This window comes from Micromonospora fiedleri (assembly GCF_016774385.1).
Lineage (GTDB): Bacteria > Actinomycetota > Actinomycetes > Mycobacteriales > Micromonosporaceae > Micromonospora > Micromonospora gifhornensis.
Genome location: NZ_JAETXL010000005.1, coordinates 511,646 through 526,264, shown reverse-complemented (window position 1 = coordinate 526,264; position 14,619 = coordinate 511,646). Strand labels below are relative to the sequence as shown.

Sequence of the window (14,619 nt, the reverse complement as noted above, 5' to 3'; positions counted from 1 at the left end):
GGACAGGTGCCCGTCGCCTGTTAAGCGGGGCCCCCTGTACTACCCCAGGCGTTAACAAGGGGCCCTTCCTTTCACGTCAGTCGACGCGGAGGCGGTAGCCGCGCTTGACAACGGTCTGCACCACCCGGGGAGCCTTCAGACCGGCGCGTAGCCGGGCCACCGCCATCTCCACGGCGTGCTCGTCGGCACCGCGCGGCAGCGTCCGCAGCAGGGCGGTACGCGACAGCACCCGACCCGGAGACTGGGCCAGTGCCCGCAGCACCGCCATCGGCGCCGGCGCCAACGGACGCAGCTCCCCGTCCACCACGGCGGCGTGCCCGCGCAGCGTGAGCAGATGCCCGGCGACCTTGATGGTGACCGTACGGCGGGGCAGTTCGTCGACGATGGTGCGCACCAGCGCACCCAACCGGGCCCGGCTCGGCGCGCTCACCGGCACGCCCCGGCGGACCAACGGCTCGGCGGTCACCGGGCCGACACAACTGGCCAGCACGTCGCTGCGCAACGCGGCCAGGACCGCCTCCGTCCGGTCACCCGCGGCGCGCAGCAGCGCCTCCGCCGCCGGTGCCGAGGTGAAGGTGACCGCGTCCACCAGCCGCCCGGCCACCAGGTCGACCAGCCGGTGCAGAGGCGCCGGATCGGTCGGTGGCGCCCAGCGGTAGACCGGAATCTCGATGACGGTCGCCCCGGCCTCCTCCAGGGCGCGGGTGCACTCGGGCTGCCGATCGCCGTGCAACTGCATGGCGATCACCTGCCCGGCCACCCCCCGCTGGCGCAGGTGCTCGACGACCTCGTCACAGCTCTCCGATTCCGGGGACCACTGGTCGTACAGGCCGGCCGCGCGGATCGCGCCACGTGCCTTCGGGCCCCGGGCCACCACGTACGCGTCGCTGAGCACCGAGCGCAGCGGCTCGGCGACCCCCCAGCCTTCGGCGGCCTCCAGCCACCCGCGCATGCCGATCCCGGTGTTGGCCATCAGCACGTCCGGTGGCCGGTCCAGGCAGGCCCGGGTGGCCTCGCGCAGCGCGCTGTCGTCCGCGAGCGGCACGATCCGCAGCGCGGGCGCGAGCACCACCCGCGCGCCGCGCCGCTGGAGCAGCGCGGCGAGTTCGTCTCGCCGCCGGTCGGCGGTCACCCCGATGGTGAAGCCGGCCAGTTCCTCGCGCATTCACTCCTCCTGTCGCAGCCGCACCTCGACCATGCCGTCCCGGCAACGGATCTCGTGCCGGGCAACACAGACACCTGGCAGGTCGAGACAGTCCCCCGTACGCAGGTCGTACACCTGCTTGTGCAGCGGCGAGGCGACCGTGGGCACGCCGCGGCGGCTGCCCACGATGCCCCGGGACAGCACGTACGCGCCGGTGACCGGGTCTCGGTTCTCGATTGCGTACAACCCGTCGGCGGTCCGGAAGAGCGCGACCTGGACGCCGTCGATCAGGGCGGCGACGCCCCGGTCCAGGTCCAGTCGGCTCAGCGGGCAGACGGTGTGCCAGCGCACGGTCGTCACGGTGCTCATCGCCGCACCTCCGGCAGCCCGAGGGTGACCGATTGCCGGCCGTCGGATGTGGATGGTCGGCCGCCGGCGGGTACGGGTTGCCCGCGTTCGGTGACGAAGGTGATCGACGGGTCGGGTACGTCCGGCGCGTTGACGAAGGAGGTGAACCGGCGTAACCGGTCCGGGTCGTCGAGCACGTCACGCCATTCGTCCGAGTAGGACGTGACGTGCCGGGCCATCGCGGCGTCGAGGTCGGCGCAGAGGCCGAGCGAGTCGTCCACGATGACTGCTCGCAGGTGGTCGAGGCCGCCGTCCATGGCTTCGATCCAGGCGGCGGTGCGTTGCAACCGGTCGGCGGTGCGGATGTAGTACATGAGGAATCTGTCCATGAGCTGGATCAGTGCTTCCGTGGACAGATCAGTGGCGAACAGGTCGGCGTGCCGGGGCCGGAAGCCACCGTTGCCGCCGAGGTAGAGGTTCCAGCCGGTCTCGGTGGCGATGATGCCGAAATCCTTGCTGCGCGCCTCGGCGCACTCCCGAGCACAACCGGAGACCGCCGACTTGATTTTGTGTGGGGCGCGCAGTCCCCGGTAGCGCAGTTCGAGCGCGACGGCGAGGCCGACCGAGTCCTGCACGCCGTACCGGCACCAGGTCGAGCCGACACAGGACTTCACCGTCCGCAGCGCCTTGCCGTACGCGTGACCGGACTCGAACCCGGCGTCGACCAGCCGACGCCAGATCTGCGGCAGTTGCTCCACCCGGGCCCCGAACAGGTCGATCCGCTGACCACCGGTGATCTTCGTGTAGAGCTGGAAGTCCCGGGCCACCTCGCCGATGACGATGAGCTTCTCCGGGGTGATCTCACCGCCGGGGATCCGGGGCACCACCGAGTAGCTGCCGTCGCGTTGCAGGTTCGCCAGGAAGTGGTCGTTGGTGTCCTGCAACGCGGCCTGCTCGCCGTCGAGGATGTGCCCGTTGCCGAGCGAGGCGAGGATCGAGGCGACGACCGGCTTGCAGATGTCGCAACCCCGGCCCCGCCCGTGTTCGGTGATCAGCCGGGAGAAGGTCCGGATGCCGCGTACCCGGACGATGTCGAACAGCTCCTGCCGGCTGAGGTCGAAGTGCTCGCACAGCGCCCGGGACTGGGTGACCCCGGCCGCGTCGAGCAGTTGCTTGAGCATCGGCACGCAGGAACCGCAACTGGTGCCGGCCCGGGTGCACGCCTTCAGGGCGGCCACGTCCGCGCAACCGTCGGCGATGGCCGCGTCGATGTCCGCGCGGGTCACCGCGTTGCAGGAACAGACCTGCGCGGACGCCGGCAGCGCCCCCACCGTCGCGCCCTCGGCACCGGCCGGGGCGAGCAACGCCAACGGGGGCGCCGGCAGCGGCCCGCCCACACTCGCCCGTAGGGTCGGGTACGCGCTGGCGTCACCCACCAGCACCCCACCGAGCAGCGTCGTCGCGTCGTCGGAGAGGACCAGCTTGGCGTAGACCCGGGTGGCCGGATCGGTGTACGTCACGTCCAGGCAGCCCGGCGTGGCGCCGTGCGCGTCACCGAACGAGGCCACGTCGACGCCGAGCAGCTTGAGCTTGGTGGCGGTGTCCGCGCCGGGGAAGGTGGCCGCCCCACCGACCAGCCGGTCGGCCACCACCTCGGCCATCGCGTACCCGGGTGCCACCAGGCCGTAGCAGGTGCCCTCGACCGCCGCGCACTCGCCGACCGCGTAGATCCGCTCGTCGCTGGTGCGGCAGGAATCGTCCACCAGCAGCCCGCCGCGCGGGCCGACGTCGAGTCCGGCGCGACGGGCCAACTCGTCACGGGGGCGGATGCCGGCGGCCACCACCACCAGGTCGGCGTCGAGCAGCGTGCCGTCGGCCAGTTCCAGGACGGCGACCGCACCGTCCGGTCCGGGCCGCAACGCGGTGGTGGCCACTCCGAGGTGGCACGCCACCCCCAGTTCCTCCACGTACCGGCGCAGCAGCGCACCACCGGCGGTGTCGACCTGGGCCGGCATCAGCCGGGGCGCGAACTCCACCACGCTCGTGGACAGGCCGAGCAGGCGTAGCGCATTCGCCGCCTCCAGGCCGAGCAGACCGCCCCCGATCACCGCACCGGTCCGCCGGCCCTGCGCGTGCCCCTCGATCGCCGCCAGGTCGTCCAGCGTCCGGTAGACGAACACCCCGGGCAGGCCGACGCCGTCGACCGGGGGCACGAACGCCGACGAACCGGTGGCGAAGACCAGCACGTCGTACGGGTACTCGCCGTCGGCCGTGGTCACCACCCGACATGCCCGGTCCACCCCGAGGGCCGCCTCACCGAGGCGTAGCCGCACCCCGTCGTACGCGGTGTGCAGGTTCAGGTCGTCGGCCGAGACGCCGTCGAAGTACGCCGAGAGCCGCACCCGGTCGTACGCCGGTCGGGGCTCCTCGGCGAGCACGGTGACCCGCCAGCGGCCCTGCGGGTCCCGCGAACGCAGTGCGTCCACGAACCGCTGCCCGACCATGCCGTTGCCGATCACGACCACGTTGCCGCCGGTCATCGTCCCACCTCCACCGGATCCGCTCTGGACAACCAGTCGACGATGCCGGCGACCGCGTCCCGGCAGCTGCCGCAGCCGGTACCGGCCCTGGTCCCGGCGACGACCTCGTCGAACGTGCGCGCCCCGCTCCGCCAGCAGGTCACCAGCGCGCCCTTGCTGACCGTGTTGCACTGGCACACGGTGGCCGTGTCGGGCATCAACGCCGGGGAGGCGGCAGGTGCCGCGACGGCCCCGCCCACGGCCCGGCCGAGCAGCAGTGCCCGCCGGTCGGCGGGTACCGGATGACCCCGGTCGAACAACTGGATGACCGTGCCCACCGACGGGTTGTCGCCGAGCAGGATCGCGGCGGCCAACCGCTCGTCGTGGATGCGCAGCCGGGCGTACGTGCCCCGGGCCGGGTCGGCGAAGGTCAACTGTTCGCCGGGACCGTTCGTCGGGTCACCCATCGCCGCGAGGTCGATGCCGGCCGCCTTGAGCCGGGTGACCACCGGCCGGGGGTGGTAGCGGGCCTGCGGGTCCTGCCCGGTCAGCAGTTGGGCCACCACCCGGGCCTGCGACCAGGCCGGGGCGACCAGGCCGGTCGGGGCGGTGCCGTGCTGCGCGCAGTCGCCGATCGCGGAGATCCGGGGGTCGCTGGTGCGCAGCCGGTCGTCGACCAGCACACCCCGGTCCACCGGCAGGCCGGCCGCCTCGGCGAGCGCGGTGTCGGGGCGTACCCCGCAGGCGAGGACCAGCAGGTCGGCGTCGAGCGTACGGCCGTCGGACAGGCTCAGCCGGACCCCGCAGGCGTCGGCCGTCAGGCCGGTCGGGGTGACGGCCAGGTGGGTGGTCACGCCGAGTTCGGCGAGGGTGCCGGCCAGGATCTCGCCGGCCATGGCGTCGAGTTGGCGTTCCATCAGGTACGGCACCCGGTGCACCACCGCGACGTCCAGCCCTCGTGCGGCCAGCCCACGGGCGGCCTCCAGGCCGAGCAGCCCACCGCCGAGCACCAGGGCGCGGCGGGCGCCCTCGGCCAGGGCGAGGATGCGCCGGCAGTCGGCCAGGGTCCGGAAGGCGACCACCCGTTGCGGCGGCGAGGTCGGGTCGAGGCCGGGCAACGCCGGCACCACCGCCTGCGCACCGGTGGCGAGCACCAGGTGGTCGTAGCCGATCCGGTCGCCGTCGTCGGTGCGTACCTCCCGGGTGGCACGGTCGATGGCCCGTACCGCGACTCCGGTGCGCAGGTCGACGCCGCGACCGGTGGCCTCCGTCAACTCCACGTCCGGCTCGCCGATCTTGCCGGCGAGCAGCGTGGACAGCATGATCCGGTTGTACGCCCGGTGCGGCTCCGCACCGACCACGGTGACCTTGTCCTGACCCCGGGCGTGCAACTCGGCGGCGAGACGGGCGCCGGCCATCCCGTTGCCGACCACCACCACCCGCTCGCCGCTCATCGCGTCGGGCCGGCCGTCCGCTCGCTGGCGCTCACTCATGACGCCACCCGTTCCACCCGGACCGCGCAGATCTTGAATTCGGGCATGCCGGAGATCGGGTCGACGGCGTCGTTGGTGACGGAGTTGGCCCGGGCGGCGCCACCCCAGTGGAACGGTGCGAAGACGGTGTCCGGCCGGATCGCCGGGCTGAGCCGGGCCGGTGCCCGGAACTCGCCCCGCCGGGAGAGCACCCGCACCGGTTCGCCGTCGGCCACCCCGAGCCGCCCGGCGAGGTCGGGATGCAGCTCCACGAAGGCGTCGGGAGCGGCCTGGCGCAGCGCGGCCACCCGGCGGGTCTGGGTGCCGGACTGGTACTGGGCGAGCACCCGGCCGGTGGTGAAGTGCAGCGGGTACTCCGCGCAGACCTCCTCGGCCGCCGGCCGGTGCTCCACCGGATGGAACCGGGCGCGTCCGTCGGGGGTGGGGAAGCCGTCGGCGAACAGTCGCGGCGAGTCCGGCCCGTCCTCGCGGGGGCACGGCCAGAACACGCCGTCGGCGGCGTCGATCCGGTCCCAGCCGATCCCGGCGTAGTCGGCGATCCCGCCGGCCGAGGCCCGCCGCAGTTCGGCGAAGACGGTACGCGGGTCGGCGGCTCGCGCCTCGCGTTCGCTGTCGGCGGCTGCTTCGGCGTCGCTGTCGGCTGTTAACAGGGGGCCCCTGCTCTGCGCGAGGCGATAAGAAGGGGCCCTTCCTTTCAACCGGGTGGTGAGGGTGGCGAGGATGGCGAGGTCGGTGCGGACGCCGGGCGGGGGTGGGCGCAGGGCGCGGCGACGCAGCACCCGTCCCTCCAGATTGGTCATCGTGCCGTCCTCCTCGGCCCACTGGGCGGTGGGCAGCACCACGTCGGCCAGCGCCGCCGTCTCGGAGAGCAGGAGATCGGTGACGACGAGCAGGTCCAGCTCGCGCAGTCGGCTCTCGATCCGTGCCGCCCGAGGGGCGGAGACCACCGGGTTGGAGCCGAAGACCAGCAGCGCGCGGGGACCGTCCGACGTGCCGAGCGAATCCAGCAACTGGTACGCGGGCACGCCGGGGCCGGGCAGGTCGTCGGCGGACACTCCCCACACCTGCGCGACGTGGGCACGGGCCGCCGGGTCGTCGATCCTGCGGTAACCGGGCAGCTGGTCGGCCTTCTGCCCGTGCTCGCGGCCACCCTGCCCGTTGCCCTGCCCGGTGAGGCAGCCGTACCCGGAGCCGGGGCGGCCGGGCAGGCCGAGCGCCAGGGCGAGGTTGACGAAGGCGGTGACCGTGTCGACGCCCTTGGCGTGCTGTTCCGCGCCCCGCGCGGTGAGGATGATCGCCCGTTTCGCGGTGCCGAGGGCGCGGGCCGTCGCCTCCAGGTCGGCCACCGGTACGCCGGAGAGCGCCTCGGCCCGCGCCGGCCACCAACCCGCCACCGTGCGCCGGACGTCGGTGAAGCCGGTGGTACGGGTGGCCACGTAGTCGTCGTCGACGTAGCCCTCGGTCAGGGCGATGTGCAGCAGCGCGTTGGCCACCGCCAGGTCGGTGCCGGGCAGCGGTTGCAGGTGCAGGTCGGCCTGCCGCGCGGTGGCGGTGACCCGGGGGTCGACCACGATCAGCCTGCCGCCGCGCTGCCGCAGCTCGGTGAGCCAGCGCACCAGCGGGGGCATGGTCTCCGCCGGGTTCGCGCCGACCAGCACCAGGGTGTCGGCGTGCCCGAGGTCGGACAGCGGGAACGGCAGTCCACGGTCGACACCGAAGGCGCGCATCCCGGCCGCGGCCGCCGACGACATGCAGAACCGTCCGTTGTAGTCGATGTTGCGGGTGCCCAGCGTGACGCGGGCGAACTTGCCCAGCGCGTACGCCTTCTCGTTGGTGAGCCCGCCGCCACCGAAGACGGCGACCGCGTCGCGGCCGTGTCGTCGCTGCACCTCGCCGATGCCGGTGGCGATGCGGTCCAGCGCGGCCTCCCAGCCGGCCGGGCGGAGTTCGCCGCTGGCCGGGTCGCGCAGCAGCGGGGTGGTCAGCCGGTCCGGGTGGGTCAGCAGCTCGGCCGAGGTCCAGCCCTTCTGGCACAGGCCGCCGCGGTTGGTGGGGAACTGCCGGGGGAGTACGGACACCCGGCCGTCCTGATCACGCAGCGTCATCCCGCACTGGAGGGCGCAGTACGGGCAGTGCGTCGCCACCTCCCGGGGCGGGTGCCCCGATGCAGTCGCCGACCGTGCACCGTCTGTCATGTCGGCAAAGCGTGCCGCCGCCCAGTTTCCGGCCCGCGTCCCGTTTGTTTCGGTCCTGTCAAGTGCCGCTCACACCGCACGGCGGCGGCGCACCGGATCGCATGGCCTAGAATGTGGAACGAGGCTCCCGCATATTGGGAAGACTGGAGTGGTCGCCATGGACGTGTCTCAGGCGTTCGACGCCGCAGCCGGCAGCTACGATGCGGCCCGGCGACGGCTGGTGCCCTGCTTCGACGACTTCTACGGCACCGCCGTCGAGGTGGTCGCACCGCCGTTGCGGGCCGCCCTCGCCGCCGGACGTACGCCTCAGGTGCTGGACCTCGGCGCCGGCACCGGCCTGCTGTTCGTCGCTGATCGCCGCCGTCGTGCCCGAGGCCCGGCTGACCCTGGTCGACGCCGCGCCGAAGATGCTCGCCGTCGCCACCGAGCACCTGACCGGCCGGGGCGTACCCCACCGGGTGGTGCTTGCCGACCTGGCCGACCCGCTGCCCGAGGGCCGGTACGACGCCGTGGTCAGCGCGCTGGCGATCCACCACCTCGACGACGCGGGCAAGCGGGACCTGTACCGGCGGGCGGCCGAGGCGCTCACGCCCGGCGGCGCCTTCGTCAACGCCGAACAGGTAGCCGGCCCGACGGCCGCACTGGACCGGCGCTACCACCAGGTCTGGCTGTCGCAGATCGTCGAGCGCGGCTCCGACGCCGACGAGATCGCCGCCGCCGAGCAGCGGATGGCGTACGACCGGCCCGCGCCGGTGGGCGAGCAGTGCCGGTGGCTGACCGAGGTCGGCCTGGTGGACGTGGACTGCTTCTTCAAGGCCTGGCGCTTCGCCGTCTTCGGCGGCCACGCCCCGGAGTTGCCCGACAGTGTGCGGATCGGATGACTGGCGGTCATACCAGCGGTAGTCTGACTGGCATGACAGCCAAGGTGACTCTGTCGTTCTCCGACGAGACGATCGCGGACGCCCGACGGTTCGCCAAACGGGAAGGGCTCTCCCTCTCCGCCTGGATGGACCAGGCCGCGCGGGAGAAGGCGCTGCGCGAGGTCTTCGCGGCCCACGCCGCCGCGGTGGGTCGGGCCGGGCTGGATCTGGAGTCCGCCTCGCTGGCCGACGCGCAGGAGGTGGGCATGGTCGACGACCTGCTCTTCGGTGGTCGCCCACGTGCTGCGTAGGGGCGAGGTCTGGCGGATCGAGGGGGCCCGCGAGCGGCTCGGGCTGGTGATCAGTTCCGACGTCTACAACTCCACCGCCGTGCCCATCGTGATCGTCGCCGAGGTGGTCGAGGCGGCGTTGCTGCGTGACTCGCCGCTGGCGGTGCCGATGGGTGGCTGGGTGGTGATGCCCGACCGGATCTCCTCGCCGATGAAGAAGTGGTTCACCGAGTGCGTGGACGTGGCCGACGCCGAGACGATGCGCCACGTCGACCGGGCACTGCGCATCCTCCAGCAACTCTGAACCGGCGCGTCTCACCGCGCACCCCGGCCGGTGGTGCGCGTCCCGTTGCCGGGTCGACCCGAAGGACGAACGCCACGGTAACTGTCGATTCCTAGCTTCGGCGCCATGACCACCACGAGCGCGCAACCCGAGGCCGTCCAGGAGGAGACCCTGGACCGCCGTCCCGGCCGCTGGATCGGGCACTGGGCACCGGAGGACCACACCTTCTGGCGTACGACCGGCAGCCGGATCGCCCGCCGCAACCTGATCTGGTCGATCTTCGCCGAACACATCGGCTTCTCGGTGTGGCTGCTGTGGAGCATCGTCGTCGTCCGGCTCGGTGACGCCGGTTGGCAGTTGACCACCAGCCAGGCGCTCTGGCTGACCGCCGTACCGAGCGGGGTCGGCGCGTTGCTGCGGTTGCCGTACACCTTCGCGGTGCCGGTGTTCGGCGGCCGGAACTGGACGATCGTCTCCGCCCTGCTGCTGATCGTGCCCTGCGCGGGCCTGGCCTGGGCGGTCGAGCGGCCGGAGGTCGGCTTCCCGGTGTTGCTGCTGATCGCCGCCACCGCCGGGTTCGGCGGCGGCAACTTCGCCTCCAGCATGGCCAACATCTCCTTCTTCTATCCGGAACGGGAGAAGGGCTGGGCGCTGGGGCTCAACGCCGCCGGCGGCAACATCGGTGTGGCGGTGGTGCAGTTCCTGGTGCCGCAGATGATCGTGCTCGGTGGCGGGCTCGCGCTGGCCCGGGCCGGGCTGATGTACATCCCGCTGGCGGTGATCGCCGCGGTCTGCGCGTACCTGTTCATGGACAACCTGGTGGAGGCGAAGGCCGACGTACGGCCGGTCTGGTCGTCGCTGCGGCATCGGGACACCTGGATCATGTCCCTGCTGTACATCGGCACCTTCGGCTCGTTCATCGGCTACTCGGCGGCCTTCCCGACCCTGCTCACCTCGGTGTTCGGTCGGCCGGACGTCGCACTGACCTGGGCCTTCCTCGGCGCGGCGGTCGGCTCGTTCTGCCGCCCCTTCGGCGGCCGGCTCTCCGACGTGGTGGGCGGCGCCCGGGTGACGATGGTCAGCTTCGTGCTGATGGCCGTCGGCGCGCTGGCCGCGCTCTGGTCGGTCGAGCAGCGCAGCCTGGGCGTCTTCTTCGTGGCCTTCCTGCTGCTGTTCGTGGCCACCGGCGTCGGCAACGGCTCGACCTACCGGATGATCAGTCGGATCTTCCAGGTCAAGGGGGAGGAGCTGGGGGGCTCGCCGGAGGTGATGCTGGCGATGCGCCGGCAGGCCGCCGGCGCGTTGGGCATCATCTCGGCGGTCGGTGCCCTCGGTGGTTTTCTGGTGCCGATCTGTTACGCCTGGGCCCGGTCGACCTACGGTGGGATCCAGCCGGCGCTGCGCTTCTACGTGGGCTTCTTCCTGGTGCTGCTCGTGCTCACCTGGGCCGCGTACCTGCGTCCCGGGGCCCGGCTGGCCCGGGCCGGGGTGTGATCAAGGCCATTTCCGGTGCCGTCGGCGCGCCTGCCGGACCCCGTTTTGACCGGCCGGTCGGGCTGCGGGTATCGTTGCCTGCTGTTGTACGACATCTGTGGGCGTGCCGCCTGAGGTACGCTTGGTCGTTCGTGCGCGCTGGTCCGGCTGGGATGTCCTGGTCACCTCGGCGCGCGACCCCAGACCGACGACGAGACAAGGTAGACCTGTGCGTACGTACAGCCCGAAGCCGGGTGAGATCGAGCGTCAGTGGCACGTCATCGACGCCTCTGATGTCGTGCTGGGCCGCCTGGCCACCCACGCCGCCACGCTGCTGCGGGGCAAGCACAAGCCGACTTTCGCGCCGCACGTCGACACGGGCGACTTCGTCGTCGTCGTGAACGCGGGCAAGGTTGCGCTGACCGGCAACAAGCGCCAGCAGAAGATCGCTTACCGGCACTCCGGTTACCCGGGTGGCCTCAAGCAGGTCGGCTACGAGGAGCTGCTGTCCAAGCGCCCCGAGCGGGCCATCGAGCTGGCTGTCAAGGGGATGCTCCCGCACAACAAGCTCGGCCGTCAGCTGATCAAGAAGCTGAAGGTCTACGCCGGTGCAGAGCACCCGCACGGCGCGCAGCAGCCGATGCCGTTCGAGATCAAGCAGATCGCGCAGTGAGCGCGGGCGAAGGAAGCAGCATGACCGACATCACCGCCACCGAGGTTGCCCCCGAGGCCACCGAGGCGCCGGCGCCCGTCGCCCGCGCGCCTCGTGGTGACCGCCCGATCCAGACCGTGGGCCGCCGCAAGGAGGCCATCGTCCGGGTGCGGATCGTGCCGGGCACCGGCAAGATCACCTGCAACGGTCGGGACCTTGAGGCCTACTTCCCGAGCAAGGTGCACCAGCAGCTGATCAAGGACCCGCTGGTCACCGCCGAGAAGCCCGAGGCCTTCGACGTCATCGCCAACCTGCGTGGCGGCGGCACCACCGGCCAGGCCGGTGCGCTGCGGCTGGCCATCGCCCGGGCGCTGATCGTCAACGAGCCGGACGACCGCCCGGCCCTGAAGAAGGCCGGCTTCCTGACCCGGGACGCCCGGGTCAAGGAAAGCAAGAAGTACGGCCTCAAGAAGGCCCGTAAGGCTCCTCAGTACTCGAAGCGCTGATCTTCAGCCGCACCTTGTACTTCTGACGGACGGCCGGTCCGCCTCCCCTCGACTCGGGAGGTGGGCCGGCCGTTTCCGCCTCTTCGTGACAGGGCAGGTTCCGCCCCTTCTCACAGGGCAGTTTCCGTCCTCCTTTCCCAGGGCAATTTCTCCCACGACGGCAAGTTTCATCGGAGGTTGGCGGGTATGGGCCGGTTGTTCGGCACGGACGGCGTACGCGGGCGCGCGAACGCCGATCTCACCCCGGAGTTGGCACTCTCGGTGGCGGTCGCGGCTGCCCACACCCTTGCCGAGTCGGATCGAAGTCATGCCCCGCTGGCCGTGGTCGGACGGGACACCCGGGCCAGCGGCGAGATGCTGGAGGCGGCCGTGGTCGCCGGGCTGACCAGCGCGGGCGCGACTGTCGTCCGGGTCGGTGTGCTGCCCACCCCGGCCGTGGCGTTCCTCACCGCGGAGGCCAAGGCGGACCTCGGGGTGATGCTGTCCGCCTCGCACAACCCGATGCCGGACAACGGGATCAAGCTCTTCGCGGCCGGCGGGCACAAGCTGCCCGACGAGATCGAGATGCGGATAGAGGCGACCGTCGAGGCCAACGGCAGCACCGCCTGGAAGCGCCCGGTCGGCGCGGGAGTCGGTCGGGTGCACGACCTGCTCGATGGTGCCGACCACTACGTGCAGCACCTCGTCGGCACCGTGCCGCACCGCCTCGACGGGATCAAGGTCGTGGTGGACTGCGCCAACGGCGCCGCCGCCGAGGTGGCGCCGGCGGCGTACCGGGAGGCCGGTGCCGAGGTCATCGCGATCCACGCCGAGCCGGACGGGCTGAACATCAACGACGAGTGCGGGTCGAACCACATCGCGACCCTGCGTCAGGCAGTGGTCGAGCACGGCGCGCACCTGGGCATCGCGCACGACGGTGACGCCGACCGGTGCGTCGCGGTGACCGCCGACGGCGACGAGGTCGACGGCGACCAGGTGATGGCGATCCTGGCCCTGGCCATGCGGGAGGCCGGCACGCTGACCGGGGACACCCTGGTCGCCACCGTGATGAGCAACCTCGGCCTGCGCCTGGCCATGTCCGCCGAAGGCATCCGACTGATCGAGACCAAGGTCGGCGACCGGTACGTGCTGGAGGAGTTGCGCGCCTCCGGGTTGGCGCTCGGTGGCGAGCAGAGCGGACACATCGTGATGCCCGCGTACGCGACCACCGGCGACGGGGTGCTGACCGGGTTGCACCTGATGGCCCGGATGGCGGCCACCGGCCGTACCCTGGCCGACCTCGCGGCGGTGGTGACCAAGCTGCCGCAGGTGCTGATCAACGTGCCGGTCGGGGACCGCACCGTGGGTGCCGCCGCGCCGGCGGTCCGCGCCGAGGTGCAGCGGGCCGAGGCCGAGCTGGGCGAGACCGGCCGGGTGCTGCTGCGCCCGTCGGGCACCGAGCCGCTGGTGCGGGTGATGGTCGAGGCGGCCACCGAGGCGGTCGCTCAGGAGGTCGCCGAACGCATCGCCACCCAGGTCCGCACCGCCAGCCCTGCAGTGTAAGGAAGGGCACCTTATTAACGCCTCGGGTAGAGGAAGGGCCCCCTCTTAACGAAGCGCAGCGCCCAGGCGGGACACCGCCTCGGCGAGCAGCTCTGGGCGTTTGCAGAAGGCGAAGCGAATCAGCCGACGGCCGGCCACAGGGTCGTCGTAGAAGACCTGGGTGGGCACGGCCACCACCCCGCAACGCTGCGGCAGCGAACGGCAGAACTCGATGCCGTCGTCGCCGCCGAGCGGGCCGATGTCCGCGGTGACGAAGTACGTTCCCTCCGGGGTGAGCACCTCGAATCCGGCCTCGGTGAGCCCGCCGATCAGCTGGTCCCGGCGGGCCTGCATGCCGGCGCGGAACTCGGTGAAGTAGGCGTCGGGCAGGCCGAGCGCGACCGCCACGGCGGGTTGCAGGGGTGCGGCGTTGACGAAGGTGAGGAACTGCTTGACCCGCAGCATCGCGGAGACCAGCGCGGCCGGCCCGCTCGCCCAGCCCACCTTCCAACCGGTGCAGGAGAAGGTCTTGCCAGCCGAGGAGATGCGCAGGGTGCGCTCGCGCATGCCGGGCAGGCTCGCCAGCGGGATGTGTTCGCTCGCCGCGTCGGTGAAGACCAGGTGCTCGTACACCTCGTCGGTGACCGCGTACGCGCCGTGCTCCTGGCAGAGTTCGGCGACCAGGGCCAGTTCGGCCGGGGTGAAGACCTTGCCGGTCGGGTTGTGCGGCGAGTTCAGCAGCACCAGCCGGGTACGCGGGCCGAACGCGGCGCGCAGCGCCGCCGGGTCGAAGGCGTACCGGCCGTCGGGGCCGGGGCGCAGGGTGACCGGTCGCCGCACCGCACCGGCCAGCGCGATCGAGGCGGCGTACGAGTCGTAGTACGGCTCGAAGCAGACCACCTCGTCACCGGGCTCGCAGAGGGCGAGGATCGCCGCGGCGATCGCCTCGGTGGCACCGGCGGTGATCACCACTTCGCCGTCCGGGTCGTACTCCAGGCCCCAGAAGCGGTGTTGGTGGGCCGCCACCGCCGCGCGCAGCTCGGGGATGCCGGGGCCCGGCGGGTACTGGTTGCGGCCGGAGCGCAGCGCCTCGGCCGCGGCGGCGAGCATCTCCGGCGGGCCGTCGGTGTCCGGGAAGCCCTGCCCGAGGTTCACCGCGCCGGTCCGGACGGCGAGGGCGGACATCTCGGCGAAGATCGTCGTCCCGAACGGGCGCATCCGGTTCACCAGGGGGTCGACATCAGTGCTCGTCACGCCCGTCAGGGTACGGGTGCGGGCCATCGCGTCGCCCGGCCCAACGTGAGTGCTTTGTGAGCCCGATCACCCAATCCTGCC

13 protein-coding genes are annotated in these 14,619 nt (G+C 72.1%); 7 read left to right on the top strand and 6 right to left on the bottom strand.

The window, feature by feature from the left end:
- Positions 1 to 76: 76 nt before the first annotated feature.
- The 5 genes from JMF97_RS16505 to JMF97_RS16485 are packed head-to-tail and all read right to left on the bottom strand — an operon-like array spanning position 77 to position 7,699.
- Positions 77 to 1,165, bottom strand: a complete 1,089-nt coding sequence (locus JMF97_RS16505; protein WP_203222362.1) for a uroporphyrinogen-III synthase — start codon at positions 1,163 to 1,165, stop codon at positions 77 to 79.
- The gene (nirD, locus tag JMF97_RS16500) at positions 1,166 to 1,513 is read right to left on the bottom strand and encodes a nitrite reductase small subunit NirD (RefSeq protein ID WP_203222361.1); all 348 of its coding nucleotides are present in this window, start codon (positions 1,511 to 1,513) and stop codon (positions 1,166 to 1,168) included.
- Positions 1,510 to 4,032, bottom strand: a complete 2,523-nt coding sequence (nirB, locus tag JMF97_RS16495) for a nitrite reductase large subunit NirB (RefSeq protein ID WP_203222360.1) — start codon at positions 4,030 to 4,032, stop codon at positions 1,510 to 1,512. Before nirB ends, nirD begins: the two co-directional genes overlap by 4 nt.
- Positions 4,029 to 5,504 (bottom strand): FAD-dependent oxidoreductase, encoded by a 1,476-nt coding sequence (locus JMF97_RS16490; RefSeq protein ID WP_238359448.1) that lies wholly within the window; start codon positions 5,502 to 5,504, stop codon positions 4,029 to 4,031. Before JMF97_RS16490 ends, nirB begins: the two co-directional genes overlap by 4 nt.
- Entirely contained in the window at positions 5,501 to 7,699 is a 2,199-nt protein-coding gene (locus tag JMF97_RS16485) for a molybdopterin oxidoreductase family protein (protein WP_203222359.1), read from the bottom strand. The genes JMF97_RS16490 and JMF97_RS16485 overlap by 4 nt, the downstream gene beginning before the upstream one ends.
- Positions 7,700 to 8,064: 365 nt before the next feature.
- Here JMF97_RS16485 and JMF97_RS16480 point away from each other — a divergent pair, with 365 nt between their 5' ends.
- From JMF97_RS16480 to glmM, 7 genes are all read left to right on the top strand, one after another.
- Positions 8,065 to 8,580, top strand: a complete 516-nt coding sequence (locus JMF97_RS16480) for a class I SAM-dependent methyltransferase (protein WP_307816941.1) — start codon at positions 8,065 to 8,067, stop codon at positions 8,578 to 8,580.
- Between the two features lie 32 nt (positions 8,581 to 8,612).
- On the top strand, positions 8,613 to 8,870 hold the full coding sequence (locus tag JMF97_RS16475) for a hypothetical protein (RefSeq protein WP_043721938.1): 258 nt from the start codon (positions 8,613 to 8,615) through the stop codon (positions 8,868 to 8,870).
- Positions 8,848 to 9,153: a type II toxin-antitoxin system PemK/MazF family toxin gene (locus tag JMF97_RS16470; RefSeq protein ID WP_013735898.1), complete on the top strand. Its 306-nt coding sequence runs from the start codon at positions 8,848 to 8,850 to the stop codon at positions 9,151 to 9,153. The genes JMF97_RS16475 and JMF97_RS16470 overlap by 23 nt, the downstream gene beginning before the upstream one ends.
- 105 nt (positions 9,154 to 9,258) lie before the next feature.
- Entirely contained in the window at positions 9,259 to 10,626 is a 1,368-nt protein-coding gene (locus tag JMF97_RS16465; protein ID WP_203222358.1) for an MFS transporter, read from the top strand.
- Positions 10,627 to 10,834: 208 nt separating this feature from the next.
- Positions 10,835 to 11,278, top strand: coding sequence for a 50S ribosomal protein L13 (gene rplM, locus JMF97_RS16460; RefSeq protein WP_092378529.1), 444 nt, complete (start codon positions 10,835 to 10,837; stop codon positions 11,276 to 11,278).
- Between the two features lie 20 nt (positions 11,279 to 11,298).
- Positions 11,299 to 11,763 (top strand): 30S ribosomal protein S9, encoded by a 465-nt coding sequence (rpsI, locus tag JMF97_RS16455; protein ID WP_102658823.1) that lies wholly within the window; start codon positions 11,299 to 11,301, stop codon positions 11,761 to 11,763.
- Positions 11,764 to 11,949: 186 nt separating this feature from the next.
- The gene (gene glmM, locus JMF97_RS16450; protein WP_203222357.1) at positions 11,950 to 13,305 is read left to right on the top strand and encodes a phosphoglucosamine mutase; all 1,356 of its coding nucleotides are present in this window, start codon (positions 11,950 to 11,952) and stop codon (positions 13,303 to 13,305) included.
- 45 nt (positions 13,306 to 13,350) lie between these two features.
- On the opposite strand, the gene JMF97_RS16445 is transcribed toward glmM, so the two are convergent.
- Positions 13,351 to 14,538 (bottom strand): pyridoxal phosphate-dependent aminotransferase, encoded by a 1,188-nt coding sequence (locus tag JMF97_RS16445; protein WP_203222356.1) that lies wholly within the window; start codon positions 14,536 to 14,538, stop codon positions 13,351 to 13,353.
- Between the last annotated feature and the right edge of the window lie 81 nt (positions 14,539 to 14,619).